Below are 15721 nucleotides of genomic sequence, written 5' to 3'. Positions count from 1 at the left end.
GGGAGGCTGGAGGTTGCGAAGGAAGCTGCCTAATTCCAGCAGGTAAAAAAATGAAATAAATATAAGCGTTAGGCGGATAAAAAAGGTGGAAAACAATAACAATAAGGAAAGCAAAGCAGGAGGTGGCAGCTATGAAGCGGCTGTATGCGAAGGAAAAGCTTGATGAGGAAGAGTTAGAGCTGGAGGAGCTTGAGAGGAGTCTTGCTGAGGTGTGGCAGGTCAACCGCTATTTGGGCGGCAATCCGGTGCTGTTCAAGCATTTGGAGCGGCTGCTCAGACAGACGGCAATTGCACGGCGGGCTCGCGAGCTGGAGCAGAAGCTTGGCTATAGCAATGCATGGGGGCAAAGGGCAGAGGAAATGCAGCGTTCGCAGGGCAAGCAGCGGGGAGGGAGGGGGCGAGGACACGACGAGGCAGGGGCAGCATATGGGACAGGCGACAGGGTGAAAATAAGGCTGCTCGATGTGGCGACGGGGCTTGCAGACATTCCGATTGCCTTGGAAAAATGGTGCAGCAGTCGCGGGATGGCAGTAGAAATTGTCGGCGTGGATATTCATCCTAAAATGGTGGAGCTTGCGGCAAAACGCACCGCTCATCAGACGGCGATACAAGTGCTGCAAGCCGATGGAACCGCTCTTCCCTTCGAGGATAACAGCTTTGACATCGTCTTCAGCAATTTGGCGCTGCATCATTTGGATGACGGGGAAGCGAGCCGTATGCTGGGGGAAATCGACAGGGTAGCACGGGTCGGCTGGGTCGTGACCGATTTGGAGCGGCATCGCTTAGCGCTGCTGTCCGCACGTTTGCTCGCCAAGTTCATCTGGCGCAGCCCGGTGACGAAGCATGATGGGCCAATGTCTGTCCAGCGCTCCTATACAGCGCGCGAAGCGAAGGAGCTGCTGGCACAGGCAGGAGTTCCCGCCGCTGTCGTGCATCGGCATTTTCCATTTCGCTTGGCGCTCGTGCGTCATGCATGATGTCATCATTGTTGGCGCAGGGCCAGCCGGCAGCGTACTGGCCGCACGCTTAGCTGCTCAGGGTATAAAGGTGCTGGTGCTGGAGCGTGAATCGCTTCCGCGGCGCAAGCCATGCGGCGAATCGCTTAATCCTGGCGCAGTCGCTGCGCTTGCGCGTATATTGCCTGCTGGAAAATTCGCGGCGATTCGCAGCAGCATGGAGCATTCGCTCATCCATGGCTGGCGGCTGACAAGCGGAAAGGCGGAGCTGCTGGCGTCTTTCCCCGCTGGCCAATTCGGAATGGCCTGCGCTCGTGAAAAGCTGGATTATGCGCTTGCGCTGTATGCTGGGGAGGCTGGTGCGCACGTAATAGAACAAATGAGGGTGCAGCGTCTTATTTGGGAGCATGGTCGTGTGGCGGGTGTTATCGCTTATTCATCAGCGGGGCAGGCCTCGCAATTTCGGGCGCGCCTCGTCGTTGGCGCGGACGGTATTCGCTCGGCAGTTGCTCGCTGCGCGGGGCTGAGCAGCTTCGGCCCGCTGCGCAAAACAGCATTCACGGCGCGGGTGAGCGGGGTGCGGGATTTGCAACCCCGCGTTGAGCTGTTTACGAGACGCGGCATCGTTGTAGGGCTTGCGCCAATTGGCGGCGGCGAGGCCAATATGACGCTCGCCCAGCTGACGGGAAGCGAGTGCGGGAGCGTGGGAGCGCTTGCTGGACGCAAGGAGGGGCGCGCTGCATGGCTGCTAAGCAAGGTAAGCGAGCTTCCCGAGCTGGCGGAGCGCTTGCAGGGAGCAGACTGCACCAGCGAAGTGCTCGCCTGCGGGCCGTTTGATCGCCGCGTAAGGGCAACGCAGCAGGCAGGTCTTCTCCTTATAGGCGATGCAGCGGGATATTATGATCCGCTGACAGGTCAGGGCATTTACCGCGCGCTCAGCAGCGCGGAGCTTGCAGCACCGCTGCTGGTGCAAGCACTGGAGAGCGGCAGCCAGACGCCTCTGGCTCACTTTGCGCAGCTTCAGCATAGCCGCTTTACACCAGCTATTCGGCTGCAAAAGCTGATCGAATGGACGAGCAGGCATGAGCTGCTGTGGCAATCTGCTTTGCGCGGACTTGGCTCGCTGCCTGCCGCCCGAAGCCGTTTGGCGGCATTAATCGGTGACTGCTTGTGAATAGAGCACATACGAGGAGGTTGGGTAAGCTCATGCATACCTACAATGAGATAACGATGCGCTGTGAACTGCTGACAGCTTTTCAATATGCACGAAAAATCGAAAATTGGCCGCAGCTGCTTCCGCACTATCGCCAGATTCAGTTTCGCTATGGCGGCAGTGAACGGGGCGGTCTTGTGAAAATGGCTGCTGTACGGCCGTTCAAGCGGTTTCAGTGGCCGGTCTGGTGGGAAAGCGAAATGATCGTGAACGAGGAGGAGCTAATCGTTGGTTATCGTCATGTGCGTGGAGTGACGAAAGGGATGGAGGTCGAATGGCGCATCGTACCGGCTGGAGAGAAGGTGTCCGTATCCATTGTACATCGCTGGAACTCTCCTCCATGGACGCGCAGGCTTTTCGCTGGTTTTATCGGCAATCGGTTCGTTTATGCAATTGCGGAGAGAACATTGCATGGCTTGAAGCAGCAGGCAGAGCAGGCCCATATTCAACAAAGAGAGTCAGGTGGACACATTGGCTAATACGATAAAAGCAGTTGTAACGGGAATAGGCTGTGTAACGCCGATTGGCGCAGGCGTGGAGCAGCTATGGGAAGGTCTAGTGCGAGGGCAAAGCGCGGTGAAGGAAATTGAGCGTTTTGTACCGCAAGGGCTGCGCAGCCGAATTGCAGCGCAAATTCCGGATTTTCAGGCGGAGCATTATATGGATAAAAAGCGTGCGCATCGCATGGACCGCTACTCGCAGCTTGCGGTTGCCAGCGGCGCGATGGCGCTGCGCGACGCCAGGCTGAGTCCCGCCGATCTCGACGCGGATCGGGCAGGTGTGTTCATGGGCAGCGCACTGGGCGGCATCGCCTATGCGGAGGAGCAGTGCAGCCGCTATCATAATGGCGGCTTCCGTGCTGTCTCGCCGACGCTCGGATTTTCAGTCTTCGGCGGCGCAGCCTCGTGCAATCTTGCCATGGAATTTGGCATGACAGGTCTGAATGAGACGAACGCGATGTCCTGCGCGTCCGGTGCTGTCGCCATTGGCCGGGCGCTGCAAGCGATCCGCCGCGGCGAAGCGGACGTCATTATGGCGGGCGGCTCGGAGGCCCCGCTTGCTCCGCTTTCCTTCGGTGCCTTCGACATGCTGCGGGCGATGTCTACCCGCAATGAGTCGCCGAATGCGGCAAGCCGACCGTTCGACCGCCATCGCGACGGCTTCGTCATGGGCGAGGGCAGCGCCGTGCTCGTCATTGAAGCGGAGCATCATGCTAGGGCGCGTGGCGCGAAAATATATGGCGAGCTCGCAGGCTTCGGCCTGACCAATGATGCCCATCATATGAGCGCGCCGCTCCCATGCGGCACGCAGGCTGCACGCGCCTTGCGCCAAGCGCTGACGAGCGCAGATATGGCACCAGAGGACATTAACTACGTCAATGCACACGGTTCTTCGACGCTCCTTAATGATGTGACGGAATCGCGGGTCATTCGTCAAGTATTCGGCAGCCATCCCGTCGCCGTCAGCGGCACGAAGGGCTTGTATGGTCACCCGCTCGGCGCGTCAGGCGCGATTGAAGCAGCGATTACGCTGCTAGCGCTGCGCAACAGCTGGCTGCCGCCAACAACAAATTTAGACGAGCCGGACCCTGAGGCGCAGCTGGATTTGGTTGTTAATAAGGCGCGTGCGGTGAAATCCGCGGCGGCAGTGTCCAATTCCTACGGCTTCGGCGGAGTTAACGCCGTGCTTGCTTTTCGCCAATATTAAAATGCACCATAGGTGTGGCACCGGCATTGACTTATAGCTAGGGCATACCTATTATTGAACATAGAGTTGACCGTACAAGCGGAAACATCCTGATGAGGGGATGTTTCCGCTTTTTTTGCGTAGGTCGATGGAATTAAAAAAGGTTATATAAAAGGTTATACGAATGAATGGAGGTTATTCAATGAATATACAAGCTGTGCTTGCCTATGTAGATACGCTGCGGGAGGAGCTAATTGCGCTGCGTAGAGATTTTCACAAGCATCCTGAACTATTATTTGAGGTGGACCGAACAGCAGAGAAGGTGGCGGACTATTTGTCAGCGCTAGGCTTACAGGTTCAGCGGCATGTAGGCAAGCATTTTGGCAAAGGCGTTGTTGGTGTTCTCACCAGCGCCAGGCCGGGGCCGACGATTGTGCTGCGAGCAGATATGGACGCTTTGGCGATTCATGAGGAGAACACTGCCGAATACCGTTCAGAGAACGTAGGTGTGATGCACGCCTGCGGGCATGATGCCCATATGACGATGCTGCTTGGAGCGGCAAAGGCGCTGAGCCAGCACCGAGAAATGTGGAGCGGCACAATCAAATTTGTGTTTCAGCCCGCTGAGGAAAGTGCGCTGCCAAGCCCCATTGATGGACGGATGATAAGCGGAGGGCGAGATATGATTGAGGCTGGGGTGCTGGAGGACGCGGATCTTTGCTTTGCGCTGCATGTATGGCCGGAGCTGCCTACAGGGGTTGTTGGCATTCATCGCAAGGAGGCGATGGCAGCATCCTCGCATTTTCACATGACCTTTAAGGGCTTGAACGGACACCACAGTACGCCGCATTTGGCCGTAGATGCGCTGTCGATGGCGGTGCAGTTTATTTCCGATGTGAAATTCGCCCTTGCAGCAGAGATAGATCCGTGGGAAACGAAGGTGTTTGCCTTCGGCACTTTGCATGCGGGTACGGCGATTAACGCCATAGCGGGAGAAAGCAAGCTTAGCGGCACGTATCGTGTTTTTCATCCGAAGCTGACGGGGCAAATTCATCAGCTGCTGGAAAAGAGAGCGGACGCTGTAGCCAGCACGTATGGCGGCAGCTATACGTCGCAATATCGGCTGGGCACGCCGCTGCTTAATGAAACGTCTGCCGTTCAGCTGACTATGCAGGCTGGTCAACTCGCCTTGGGCGACGATAAAATCGTTATTTTGGATAAGCCTAGCCTTGCGGGGGAGGATTTTGCACTGTATGTGCAGGTGGTGCCGGGTGCATTCGCGTTTATTGGCATCGCCAATCCAACAGCTGAAACGGTTTATCCGCTGCATCATCCTTTGTTCAATATAGATGAAGAGGTGCTGACGCAAGGCGCTAAATTGTTCGTGCAATGGGTGCAGCAGGCGGGGGAAGCGTACGCAGACCAGCAGGCTGGCGTACCCCTTTTCAAAACCAAGCCTATGCGCTATAATAAATCGTAATATTTACGAATAGATGCAACGAGCTAAACGATTGATAGGAAAATGAAGGAGCTTCGCCAATATGAGCAAAAATCAAAGTAATCATCGGCTGCCGAGAGCTAAGGGAACGGATATGGCCAGCTTTTACAGCTCGAAGGAATGTGCGCGCAAGGTAAAGCGCATCGTGCTGCCGCCGATGAATCGGCAAATCGTAGAAGAATTTTTCACTATTATGGGCATGAAAGAGAAGTTTGAGGAGCATGATGTTCCAATTCCGAACAAAGTGGTTATGTATGGGCCGCCGGGTACGGGGAAAACCTTAACTGCCTTCTACATCGCGCAGCGGCTGGATGTTCCGCTTATTCTAGTTAGGCTGGATGCGATTATTCATAGTCATCTGGGAGAAACAGCGAGCAATGTCCGCAAAATATTCGATTACGCCAAATCGGCTCCTTGCGTCTTGTTTCTTGATGAGTTCGATGCGATAGCGCGTACCCGCGAAAATAATGATGAAGTGAAGGAAATGGCGAGAGTTGTCAATACGCTGCTGCAATGCTTGGACGAGTTCGATTGTGAAAGTGTGTTTATTGCGGCGACCAATTTGGAGGAGGAGCTGGACAATGCGATCTGGCGACGCTTCGATACGAAGATGCATTACGGCATGCCGGATGCTCACAGCAGATACGAATACATATCGCTTCTGATTGGCGATTTTGCACAGCGGGAGCCTATTTATGATACCGCCTCCAGCCTGCTTGCCGGCTGCAGCTTCGCAGATATGGAGCAAATCGTGCTCAAAGCAAAGCGTAAAGCGATTATTGAGAGCAGCCCGCTGCTGCAATCTCATATTCAAGAGGCATGGACAGAGTATAAACCGAAAATTCTATAGAGCCTGTGTTTTTTTCTTAAAAGCTAAAGCCCTCGCCAGCAACTTCTGACGGGGGCTTTGTGCATTTTTGCGCGCTGCATATATATTATTTCCACTTCTGCTCAATAAACGTATCGCGGCCCGATTGGGCGCGATCCTCTTTGTAATGCTTTGGATTTTTCTTATGGAAGTTTTGATGATATTCCTCCGCCGCATAAAATGTATCTGCCGCCCGAATCTCTGTAACGATTGGTTTATCGAAGCGTCCGCTGCTCGCAAGCTTCTGCTTGGAAGCGAGTGCCAGAGCCTGCTGCTCTTCATTATGGTAAAAAATCGCCGTGCGGTACTGGCTGCCGCGATCTTGAAATTGACCGCCTTCGTCCGTCGGATCAATTTGCGGCCAATATAGCTCAAGCAGACGCTCATAAGGGAACAGCTGCGGATCGAAGGTAATTTGCACAACCTCGGCATGACCCGTCTCTCCCGTTTTTACCTGCTCATAGGTTGGGTTATCCTGATGTCCGCCCATATAGCCGGATACGATGCTATGTATGCCTGGAAGCTCCTCGAAAGGGGTGACCATGCACCAAAAACAGCCGCCCGCGAATGTTGCATATTGCATATCCTATTCCTCCTTGTTACTTAATAAACATTTAATAGGCTAACCGTTAGTCTGCCTGAAAAGGTCAATTGTGTTCCATCTATACTTATTACGTTCATAATGAAGGGAGAGCAAAGCCTGTGCAGCCCACCTCCACCGAGCATAGCATAGCTGGTTTGTGCTGTAAATGAGCACGAATCTGGCTAATTATTGTCACATTTTTCACTGCGCAATAGCTCGATCGGGCTATTACCATTCTGGGCTTCTTAGGGTACGATGAGGCAGGTCATCTTGAATCATTTGAAAATATGGAGGTAAGCTTACATTGCATATGCGAAAAATCATCTCATTATCTCTCTTTATAGGCTTGCTGCTGCTCGCGGCGGCATGCTCCAAAGGGGAGAGCACTAACGGAGAACAAGCTCAAACGCCTGTCAAGGAGCTTTCCTTTCTGTTTAACTTTGCAAGCCAAACGATAGATCCGCATCTGGATTACACCCCGCTCCGAGCAGGTGTTGTTGAAACGCTGGTTAAGCTAGGTGAGGATCTCCAAATTCAGCCTTGGCTTGCGGAGGAATGGAGCAGCGCGGATGGGCAGCACTGGACGTTTAAAATACGAGAGCAGGTCACCTTTCAAAATGGCAAGGCGCTCGATGCGGAGGCCGTCAAGCAATCGCTTGAGCGGGCGATGGAGCAAAATCCGGGAGTGAAGCAGGTTTTGAAAATCAAGCAAATGGAAGCCAGCGGACAAAGCCTTCAAATTACGACAGTACAGCCATTTCCCCAGTTTCCGTCCGAACTGGTTCATCCCAATACAGCGATTATGGACGTGTCTGCACCGGAGCCGGATAAAAAGCCAATCGGAACGGGGCCGTTTCAAGTCGCCTCGTTCACTTCAGGCAGCTCGCTTAAGCTGGACCGCTACGACAAGTATTGGGACGGTGCTGCAAAGCTCAGTCAAGCAGCCTTCAGCTTTAATGAAGATGCAAATGCCCGTTTGTCAGCGCTTATGGCGGGGGATGCCGATATTGTATACCGTCCGCCAGTAGAAAGCATGGAAATGATAAAGGGCGATGCCAGCCTGCATTTGGATTCTGTTGTCAGCTTGAAAACACATGAACTCATTTTTAATACGAGACACGGGGATTTTCAAAATAGCTACGTTCGCAAAGCATTCGATGCACTCGTCAATCGCGAGGAGTTGAAGGACGTTATTATGGGCGGCCAAGCGACGGTTGCCAGCGGTCCTTTTTTGCCAGAATTTTCGTTCGTGCCCGATTATGAACCGAAGGAAACAGGCTTGGACGCTGCTCGCAAATGGTTTCAGCAAGCAGGCTACGAGGTTAAGCAGGGCAAGGTGAGCAAGGATGGCCAGCCGCTTTCCTTTAAGCTGGTCACGTACGCTTCGCGTGCAGAATTTCCATTGCTTGCCCAAGTGCTGCAATCGCAAGCGAAGGAGCTTGGCATCACCATAACGATTGCACAAGTCGATAAATACGAGGATTATTTATTGGATAAGGACGATTGGGATTTGGGCACGTACAGTCCGTCCATTGCGCCGCGCGGGGATGCGAGCTATTTTTTAAATGTAGCCTTTAAGCCGGATGGGCCGCTCAATTTTGGGACAATTAACGATTCAGAGCTGAACGCTTGGATTGATGAGCTGGATCAGACGGTGGACATGAATGAGCGTCACGCTTTAATTAAACAAGCGCTTACCCGTATTAATGAACAAATGTATTATTCCTACCTCGTTCATCCCAACACGCTCGTTGTGTACCGCGAAAAGGTGAAAAATTGGGTGACGAGTAAAAGCGAATATTATATGCTGACGAATGTGCTGGATGTGGAAGAGAAATGAGCATCGTTTGGAAAAGGGGCGTAGAGCTTGTTCTGTTCCTTCTCTTGCTTTCGCTCGTCAGCTTCGTCTTCGTTAAGCTTGCGCCGGGCGATGCCGTTAAGCAAATGCTTCGCCTTGATGACGTTGCTGTGACCAGCTCAGAAATTGAGCAGCAGCGAGAAGCGCTGGGGCTAAATAAGCCGGTACTGGTTCAGTATGGCAATTGGCTCGCTCGATTAGCGCAGTTAGACTTGGGGAACTCGTATATGACGAATCGGCCGGTCAGCGAGGAGCTGCTTGGCAAAATGCCGGCAACGCTGCTGCTTACTGGCAGCTCGCTGCTCATTTTATTGCTTATTGCCGTGCCGCTTGGCGCTTTGTCGGCGCTTTATCCGAACCGTGTCATTGACTACGCCAGCCGGCTTCTTGCTGTACTGGGCACTTCTATCCCTAGCTTTTGGCTAGGGCTTCTTTTGATAGAAGGGCTGTCCGTAAAAGCAGGGCTTTTTCCGTCGATGGGCATGGGGACGCCTTCGCATCTCGTACTGCCTGCTTTAACACTCGGTCTTACGATGTCTGCCGTCTATGTCCGCTTAATTCGCTCTAGCCTGCTGGACAGTCTATCGCAGGATTTTATTCAGGGCGCTCGGGCACGCGGTATTGGCAGCGGGAAAATTTTGCTTCGTCATGCTTTTCGCCATGCGCTTACGCCCGTTGTGACGATGTTCGGTGTCAGCATAGGCAGCCTGCTTGGCGGCACGGTTGTCATTGAGGTGCTGTTTGCATATCCGGGCATGGGCAAGTTTATTGTGGATGCCATTCAGAGCAGGGATTATCCGGTCATTCAAGGTTATATGGTCGTGATGGGAGCTGCTGTTACGCTCATTCATCTGCTGGTGGATGGGGCGAATCATGTCCTGAACCCGGAAATGCGCTTGAAGGGGGAGAAGCGATGAAGAAGGCAGGTTTTGCCGGTTATACAGCGATGCTCCTCCTTGCAGCGCTAGCATTCTCGGTTTTCCACGTTCCTCATGATCCCTATGTGGTGAATCTTAATATCCGCTTGCTGCCGCCAAGCCCGCAATATTGGCTGGGAACCGATGGACTCGGAAGAGACTTGTTCTCGCGTCTGCTCATTGGAGGACGAAATACGATTGGCGCGAGTCTGATCGTACTAGCGGCAGCGCTAAGTATTGGTATTCCCGTTGGGCTGCTAGCGGGGTATTTAGGCGGCTTCGTCGATCGTATATTTATGAGAGTGTCAGACTCCTTCCTTGCTTTCCCGGATTTCATCATTGCTATTGTGTTAAGCGGCTTGATGGGGCCTGACATCTTCAATTTAATTTTTGCCATTGCGGCGGTCAAATGGATCGCCTACTCCCGTGTTGTCCGCAATAGTGTCAGGTCTGAGAAATACAAAGCATATATTGCGATTGCTCGCTTGAATGGGGTAGGTCCGCTGCAAATCGTCATGAAGCACTTGCTGCCGCATGCGCTGAGCAGCGTAATCGTTATTGCTTCGCTCGACGTGGGCAAAATTATTTTGATGATTGCTTCATTATCCTACATTGGACTTGGTGTTCAGCCGCCGTCTCCCGAATGGGGAGCGATGCTGAATGAAGGCCGTGCCTTTTTCCATCAGGCTCCGTATTTGATGATCGCGCCGGGACTTGCTATTATGCTTGTCGTACTGCTATCGAATGCCTGCGGTGACCGACTTCGCGATCGACTGGATGTGAAACGCAGCAGGGATTAAAGGAGATGACAGCGATGAGCGTATTAAAAATAACAGGACTTAGCTTAAGCGCAGGGCAGCAGCCGCTTGTTCAAAACCTACATTTGTGTATTGAAAAGCAGCAATGGCTCGCTTTAATCGGTGAAAGCGGCAGTGGCAAAACGCTGACTGGACTCGCGATTGGCGGCTTGCTGCCTCAGGCTGTAGGCATCACGTCTGGCGAAATCTTCTTCCAGGAGCAATTGCTGGCGGACCTCTCGGCAAAACAATTAAGCGGGCTGCGCGGCAAAGAGATTGCCTATATTTTTCAAGATTATGCGGGTATGTTCAGTCCCTTTATTCGACTGGGCAAGCAGCTGGATGAGACGCTTGAGGCTCACAGTCGTTTAGGGCGCAAGGAGCGAAAAAAGCAAATTTTAGCTTGCTTGGGGGAGGTGCGTCTGCCAGCAGAGCGCGTCTTCAAAAGCTATCCTTGTGAGCTTAGCGGGGGACAGCTGCAACGGGTATCCCTTGCAGCAGCAATGCTGCTTCAGCCGAGGCTGCTTATTGCCGATGAACCAACGACTGCGCTGGATCAGGCAACGGGAGAGGAAATACTTCGTCTGCTTAAAGGCATGCAGGAGCGCACCGGCTGCGCTATTCTGTTTATTACCCATGACCTCAAGCATGTCAGGCGCTATGCCGATCAAGTGGCGATTATGCGCGAAGGCTGTGTGCTGGAAGCGGGCGATGTGCGGACGGTGATGGAGGAGCCAGCCCATTCCTATACGAAGCAGCTTCTTTTGGCTGAGTCGCTGCTATTGTCGTTAACAACAGGGGAGGCTGAGCAAGCAGGGATTGCACAGCCAGCAGACGCTAATCAAACGATGCCGGAGCAGGCAGCGGGACTGGCGAATGGCAGCGGGGATTGTATCCTTGCTGCTCAAAAGCTTGTCAAAGCGTACCCAAAGGGCATTAAGGCGTTGGAGCAGGTATCCTTTACGCTGAAAGCAGGGGAATGTTTAGGACTGGTCGGTGAGAGCGGCAGCGGCAAAAGCACATTGGCCAAATGCTTGCTGCTTATGGAGCCGCTTGATCAAGGCGAGCTTCTGTTTCAGCAAATGCCGCTCCATAACCGCAAGTCTGCTGCACGTTCTTTTATCAACGGACGGATTCAAGCGGTATTTCAAAATCCGGCTGCCAGCTTGAACCCAAGGCTGACGATTGTGGATTCGTTAATGGAGCCGCTCGACGTATTCAAGGACAAAACACCAGCTTTTTTAGGTGCTTGCCGATATAAGCGGGATGAAGCGGCTGCTCTTTTGCTCGATATGGTCGGGCTTCCGGCTAGCGTCATGCGGCAATATCCCCATGAGCTGAGCGGAGGTCAGAAGCAGCGGGTATGCATCGCCAGAGCGATCAGCATTGCGCCTGACTTTATTATTTTGGATGAGCCGACCGCAAGTCTGGATATGATTATCCAAGCCCAAATTTTAAAGCTTTTGCAGCGATTGCAGCAGCAGCTTGGCTTTGCCTGCCTGTTTATTTCACATGATCTGGCAGCCGTTCAGCTCATGTGCAGCCGTATTATGGTGCTGGATAATGGGAGGATCATAGATGAAGGCAGCAGGGAAACGCTTGGAGTGATACAGTGACCAAAAAAATTAATCCAGCTCGGCGCGAGCAAATAAATCATTAATTAAATCATCATTCTCACAGGCTGCTTTGAAGGCTAACGCAAATTTCATCATAGCCTCCCGATTGCTGGAATAGACGCAGAACATATCTGCCTCTGAATCGAAGTGGATGTGCTCGGCAAGCTCAGGCATTTTTTCCTCTATAAATACAGCTGCAAGCGAGCCCCAGTCATAGCCGCTGCCTTGAAAGCCTTCTTCCGCCCTCGTATCAAACAGTTGCTGCTTGTAGGTGCCGGCATTTAAAAGAACAGAATAGGATTTATTGTCGTGGCAGGCAAAAATAAAAGGTCGCAATTGTGCGGTAATCCCATCAGCCTCTGAAGGAAGCGCGGCTTTATGGTTAGGGGCCGCATAGGCGTTTAACTGCTCAATCATCTGCTCGATAGCTTCATCCGTCATCGCGAGAGTGCGCTCCGTTACAAGGATTTTTCCCAGCTTAATACGATCATCGAGCCAGTCCGTAATAAAGGCTGGCGCATAGCCGCCTGTGCTGAACTCGCCGCCGCCGAATGCGATCATTTTATCGTAGTCGCCGATATATTTTTTCCGTGCAGGATTCGGATAGGTTTTTGTATACAGCCAAAATTGTAAATCATACATCAAGGTAGACCGCTCGTCGGCTTGAAAGACGAAATAGCCTTTCTCCTCGGTAATTTGGGTGCAAATCGACCGGATTTTCGCTTCCAGCTCATCGGTTTCCGTCACAGCGGCACAAAGCTCAGCCAATAGAGGGGAAAATGCGCCTTCTGCTACTTTTTTCAGATCGGCTTCTTTCTCTTCAGCCGATCTATCATACACATCATCATGAACGAGCCCTTTAATGAACTGTTCAAAGCTGCATGCCAAATACGTAATGTTGTACTCATCCTCCTGATCAACGTGAACGACGGCAGGCTCGCCGTCTGGCCCGCAGAAGCGATAATCCAGCATGATGACGTCATGACCAGCGGAAGGACAGTCGCAAATAACGATGCCAAGGTCAGGATAGCCCCATTCTTCAATCATAAACCGGCTGCCCAAATCTCCGCCTAGCGAGTAGGATTTATTTCGTCCGATGCCCATAATGCCAGTTATTGCGACGTGCTCCTCAGACCAGGAGGTTGGCTCCTCCGTCGGAAAGCGGCAATTGACGGGAATACCGCCGTTTTGGCTGTTCATTAGGGCAATATAGGAGGCTGGCAGCTTGTAGCCAAGCTCCTGCTCAATGGATGCAATCAGCTCAGCGGTTGGCTGCGGCAGCACATAAGACTTGCGGGCATAGTCGCTGTCCTCCCAAAAGCTTTGCAAATCGAAAGAGGCGAAGGGCTCGTCCTGTTCAAAGCTCCGCTGCTCCTGGGCTGCTGCACTTTCCTCTACATAACGTTTGTGTTGGCGTACCATTTTCTCAGCGAGCGGCTTGGTCCACTCCAAAAACTCCAAGGTTGGCTCCGATTTGGAATCCAAGCGGAAGGACAGCTCAAAAGCCTGCAAGGCGTCCACGTAACGAGCAAGAAAATAATAAGCATAGCCTTGGCGAAAATGCCATAAAGGGTCATGCTTGCCTTGCTCGGCAATGAAGGAAAGCTGCTTTAATGCATCGCGGTAACAAGCTGTATTGTTAAGGGCTCGGGCAAGCTGGATAATGACCTCATAATCTCTGTCGGCTTCAGGGATTTCTTGTAGTCGCTCAACAATGCTCTCGAAGGCTTCCTCTTCATGCCAAAGGTTGATTTGTGCCAGAAGCTGCTGGTCCATACGTATGCTTCACTCCTCAATATGAAATAGCTATAGCTGTTATGATATATTGTTAATTATATCCGAAAGTCGAGGGCGGTTGGCTAATTTTTGAGCGGCTGAGCGGGAACGCAGGATGTCGTTTCAAGATGTAGTATAATGAAGAAATGAAGAAGTGTACAAATTGATGAAAAAGTAGGCGATCGAATATGAGCGAGAAGCAAGCCAATATACATATCGGATGGAGCTTTGACAACAGCTATGCAAGGCTCCCAGAAGCATTGTTTACAGCGACAAGCCCGACTTCTGTGCGCAAGCCAGAGCTGATCATTTGCAATGACAGGCTGGCTGAAGCGCTAGGACTGGGTGCCGAGGCGCTGCGAAGCGAGGAGGGCGTGGCTATGCTTGCGGGCAATCTAATTCCCGAGGGAGCTTTGCCGCTTGCTCAGGCTTATGCAGGCCATCAGTTTGGTCATTTTAATCGCTTGGGCGATGGTCGGGCTTTGCTGCTGGGCGAACAAATGACACCCTCAGGAGAGCGAGTCGACATTCAGCTCAAAGGCGCGGGACGAACCCCCTATTCTCGCGGCGGCGATGGCCGTGCGGGAGTTGGGCCGATGCTGCGTGAATACATCATTAGCGAAGCGATGCAGGGGCTGGGTATTCCGACTACCCGCAGCTTGGCGGTCGTAAAAACGGGCGAGCCTGTTTACCGCGAGGATACGCAGCAGGGTGCGATTTTGACCCGCGTAGCTGCAAGCCATATCCGTGTCGGAACATTTCAATTTGCTGCACAATGGGCAGCGGCAGAGGAGCTGCGAGCACTGGCGGACTACACCGTGCAAAGGCATTTTCCGCAAATCGCTGCTGACGATAATCGCTATCTCTCCTTGCTTCAAGAAGTGATCAAGCGTCAGGCCTCGCTTATTGCCAAATGGCAGCTTGTCGGTTTTATTCATGGCGTCATGAACACAGACAATATGGCGATTAGCGGCGAAACGATTGATTATGGCCCATGCGCCTTTATGGATGCTTTTAGCCTATCGACAGTATTCAGCTCTATTGATAGCCAAGGCCGTTATGCCTATGGAAATCAGCCTTACATTGCGGTTTGGAATTTGGCAAGATTAGCTGAATCGCTATTGCCGCTGCTGCATGATGAGGAGGAGCAGGCTTTGAAGCTTGCGGAAAAAGCTTTAGCGGATTTTACAGACCTATATCACCGCCATTGGCTTTCAGGCATGCGCGGCAAACTGGGCATTTTCAATGAGGAGGAGCAGGACGATGAGCTGATGAAAGGCCTGCTCACGTTGATGGAGACGCATGGCGCAGACTACACCAATACGTTTGTGGCGTTAACGTTTAATCGGCCGGATGACTCGGCTTTGTTTAGCAGCCCTGAGTATACAGAGTGGCATAAGCGCTGGCAGAATAGGCTCAGCAGGCAGGAGCAGTCCGTAGAAGAAGTCGGGCAGCTTATGCGGAGCAGCAATCCAGCCATCATTCCGCGCAATCATCGGGTTGAAGAAGCGCTGGAGGCGGCGATTAATGGCGATTATACGGTTATGGAGCGGCTGCTTGAGGCACTTGCCGATCCGTATGCCCATTCTCCAAAGCAGGCTGATTATGCCGCGTTGCCTGAGCCGTCAGGCCGCGCTTACCGTACTTATTGCGGAACGTAAAGGCGTGAATATAGACATTGCTGCCATATTCCGGCATAATATTCTCAAGAACGACAATCGGGATAAAGACTTGTAAAGATTGTCGAATGCTACTTGATTTGCGAGAGGTGGAATCGTTTTGCCCAAAACAGAAGAAATCACCGCTTTTATAGGAGCGCTAGATATGCCATGGCAGGTCGAAGATTAAAAAGTTATTTAGAGCAGGCATCGAAAGAGCTTTAATATTATTTTGCCTAGTCGAAACCTATAAAGCTGTCCAAGCACAAGAATGGAACTGAGGAGCTTATCCAGC

Annotated in this window: 13 protein-coding genes; 11 read left to right on the top strand and 2 right to left on the bottom strand. The window is 52.4% G+C overall.

Going from position 1 to position 15721, the window contains the following annotated elements; all coding sequences use genetic code 11:
* Window positions 1-131: 131 nt before the first annotated feature.
* From V5J77_RS14565 to V5J77_RS14540, 6 genes are all read left to right on the top strand, one after another.
* Entirely contained in the window at window positions 132-977 is an 846-nt protein-coding gene (locus V5J77_RS14565; protein WP_338551557.1) for a methyltransferase domain-containing protein, read from the top strand.
* On the top strand, window positions 970-2130 hold the full coding sequence (locus V5J77_RS14560; RefSeq protein WP_338551556.1) for an NAD(P)/FAD-dependent oxidoreductase: 1161 nt from the start codon (window positions 970-972) through the stop codon (window positions 2128-2130). The genes V5J77_RS14565 and V5J77_RS14560 overlap by 8 nt, the downstream gene beginning before the upstream one ends.
* A 32-nt stretch (window positions 2131-2162) precedes the next feature.
* Entirely contained in the window at window positions 2163-2648 is a 486-nt protein-coding gene (locus tag V5J77_RS14555) for an SRPBCC family protein (protein WP_338551555.1), read from the top strand.
* Complete coding sequence (locus V5J77_RS14550; RefSeq protein ID WP_338551554.1) at window positions 2641-3876, top strand: beta-ketoacyl-[acyl-carrier-protein] synthase family protein; 1236 nt, start codon at window positions 2641-2643, stop codon at window positions 3874-3876. The genes V5J77_RS14555 and V5J77_RS14550 overlap by 8 nt, the downstream gene beginning before the upstream one ends.
* Before the next feature lie 181 nt (window positions 3877-4057).
* Entirely contained in the window at window positions 4058-5335 is a 1278-nt protein-coding gene (locus tag V5J77_RS14545; protein WP_338551553.1) for an amidohydrolase, read from the top strand.
* Window positions 5336-5396: 61 nt separating this feature from the next.
* The gene (locus V5J77_RS14540) at window positions 5397-6203 is read left to right on the top strand and encodes an ATP-binding protein (protein ID WP_338551552.1); all 807 of its coding nucleotides are present in this window, start codon (window positions 5397-5399) and stop codon (window positions 6201-6203) included.
* 85 nt (window positions 6204-6288) lie between these two features.
* Here V5J77_RS14540 and msrA read toward each other — a convergent pair whose 3' ends face one another.
* Window positions 6289-6804 carry a peptide-methionine (S)-S-oxide reductase MsrA gene (gene msrA, locus V5J77_RS14535; protein ID WP_338551551.1) on the bottom strand — a complete coding sequence of 172 codons (516 nt, stop codon included), beginning with the start codon at window positions 6802-6804 and terminating at the stop codon, window positions 6289-6291.
* A gap of 310 nt (window positions 6805-7114) precedes the next feature.
* On the opposite strand from msrA, the gene nikA reads away from it, so the two are divergent.
* From nikA to V5J77_RS14515, 4 genes are read left to right on the top strand one after another with little or no spacing between them, the layout of a single operon-like run.
* Complete coding sequence (gene nikA, locus V5J77_RS14530; RefSeq protein ID WP_338556811.1) at window positions 7115-8644, top strand: nickel ABC transporter substrate-binding protein; 1530 nt, start codon at window positions 7115-7117, stop codon at window positions 8642-8644.
* Window positions 8641-9579 (top strand): nickel ABC transporter permease, encoded by a 939-nt coding sequence (nikB, locus tag V5J77_RS14525; RefSeq protein ID WP_338551550.1) that lies wholly within the window; start codon window positions 8641-8643, stop codon window positions 9577-9579. Before nikA ends, nikB begins: the two co-directional genes overlap by 4 nt.
* Window positions 9576-10379: a nickel transporter permease gene (nikC, locus tag V5J77_RS14520; RefSeq protein ID WP_338551549.1), complete on the top strand. Its 804-nt coding sequence runs from the start codon at window positions 9576-9578 to the stop codon at window positions 10377-10379. Before nikB ends, nikC begins: the two co-directional genes overlap by 4 nt.
* Before the next feature lie 14 nt (window positions 10380-10393).
* Window positions 10394-11992 (top strand): ABC transporter ATP-binding protein, encoded by a 1599-nt coding sequence (locus V5J77_RS14515; protein WP_338551548.1) that lies wholly within the window; start codon window positions 10394-10396, stop codon window positions 11990-11992.
* Between the two features lie 9 nt (window positions 11993-12001).
* Here V5J77_RS14515 and V5J77_RS14510 read toward each other — a convergent pair whose 3' ends face one another.
* Window positions 12002-13768 (bottom strand): Imm51 family immunity protein, encoded by a 1767-nt coding sequence (locus V5J77_RS14510; protein WP_338551547.1) that lies wholly within the window; start codon window positions 13766-13768, stop codon window positions 12002-12004.
* Between the two features lie 188 nt (window positions 13769-13956).
* Here V5J77_RS14510 and V5J77_RS14505 point away from each other — a divergent pair, with 188 nt between their 5' ends.
* Window positions 13957-15429 (top strand): YdiU family protein, encoded by a 1473-nt coding sequence (locus tag V5J77_RS14505; RefSeq protein ID WP_338551546.1) that lies wholly within the window; start codon window positions 13957-13959, stop codon window positions 15427-15429.
* Window positions 15430-15721 lie beyond the last annotated feature (292 nt).

The sequence above is a fragment of the Paenibacillus sp. KS-LC4 genome (genome assembly GCF_036894955.1).
Classification (GTDB): Bacteria; Bacillota; Bacilli; order Paenibacillales; family Paenibacillaceae; genus Pristimantibacillus.
Note: the sequence above shows the minus strand (reverse complement) of the source record. Positions and strands in the feature narration are given on the sequence as shown.

Coding starts and splice junctions, on each gene's coding strand:
- V5J77_RS14565 (WP_338551557.1), top strand. CDS start 132: ATGAAGCGGCTGTATGCGAAGGAAAAGCTTGATGAGGAAGAGTTAGAG.
- V5J77_RS14560 (WP_338551556.1), top strand. CDS start 970: ATGCATGATGTCATCATTGTTGGCGCAGGGCCAGCCGGCAGCGTACTG.
- V5J77_RS14555 (WP_338551555.1), top strand. CDS start 2,163: ATGCATACCTACAATGAGATAACGATGCGCTGTGAACTGCTGACAGCT.
- V5J77_RS14545 (WP_338551553.1), top strand. CDS start 4,058: ATGAATATACAAGCTGTGCTTGCCTATGTAGATACGCTGCGGGAGGAG.
- V5J77_RS14540 (WP_338551552.1), top strand. CDS start 5,397: ATGAGCAAAAATCAAAGTAATCATCGGCTGCCGAGAGCTAAGGGAACG.
- msrA (WP_338551551.1), bottom strand. CDS start 6,804: ATGCAATATGCAACATTCGCGGGCGGCTGTTTTTGGTGCATGGTCACC.
- nikA (WP_338556811.1), top strand. CDS start 7,115: ATGCGAAAAATCATCTCATTATCTCTCTTTATAGGCTTGCTGCTGCTC.
- nikB (WP_338551550.1), top strand. CDS start 8,641: ATGAGCATCGTTTGGAAAAGGGGCGTAGAGCTTGTTCTGTTCCTTCTC.
- nikC (WP_338551549.1), top strand. CDS start 9,576: ATGAAGAAGGCAGGTTTTGCCGGTTATACAGCGATGCTCCTCCTTGCA.
- V5J77_RS14515 (WP_338551548.1), top strand. CDS start 10,394: ATGAGCGTATTAAAAATAACAGGACTTAGCTTAAGCGCAGGGCAGCAG.
- V5J77_RS14510 (WP_338551547.1), bottom strand. CDS start 13,768: ATGGACCAGCAGCTTCTGGCACAAATCAACCTTTGGCATGAAGAGGAA.
- V5J77_RS14505 (WP_338551546.1), top strand. CDS start 13,957: ATGAGCGAGAAGCAAGCCAATATACATATCGGATGGAGCTTTGACAAC.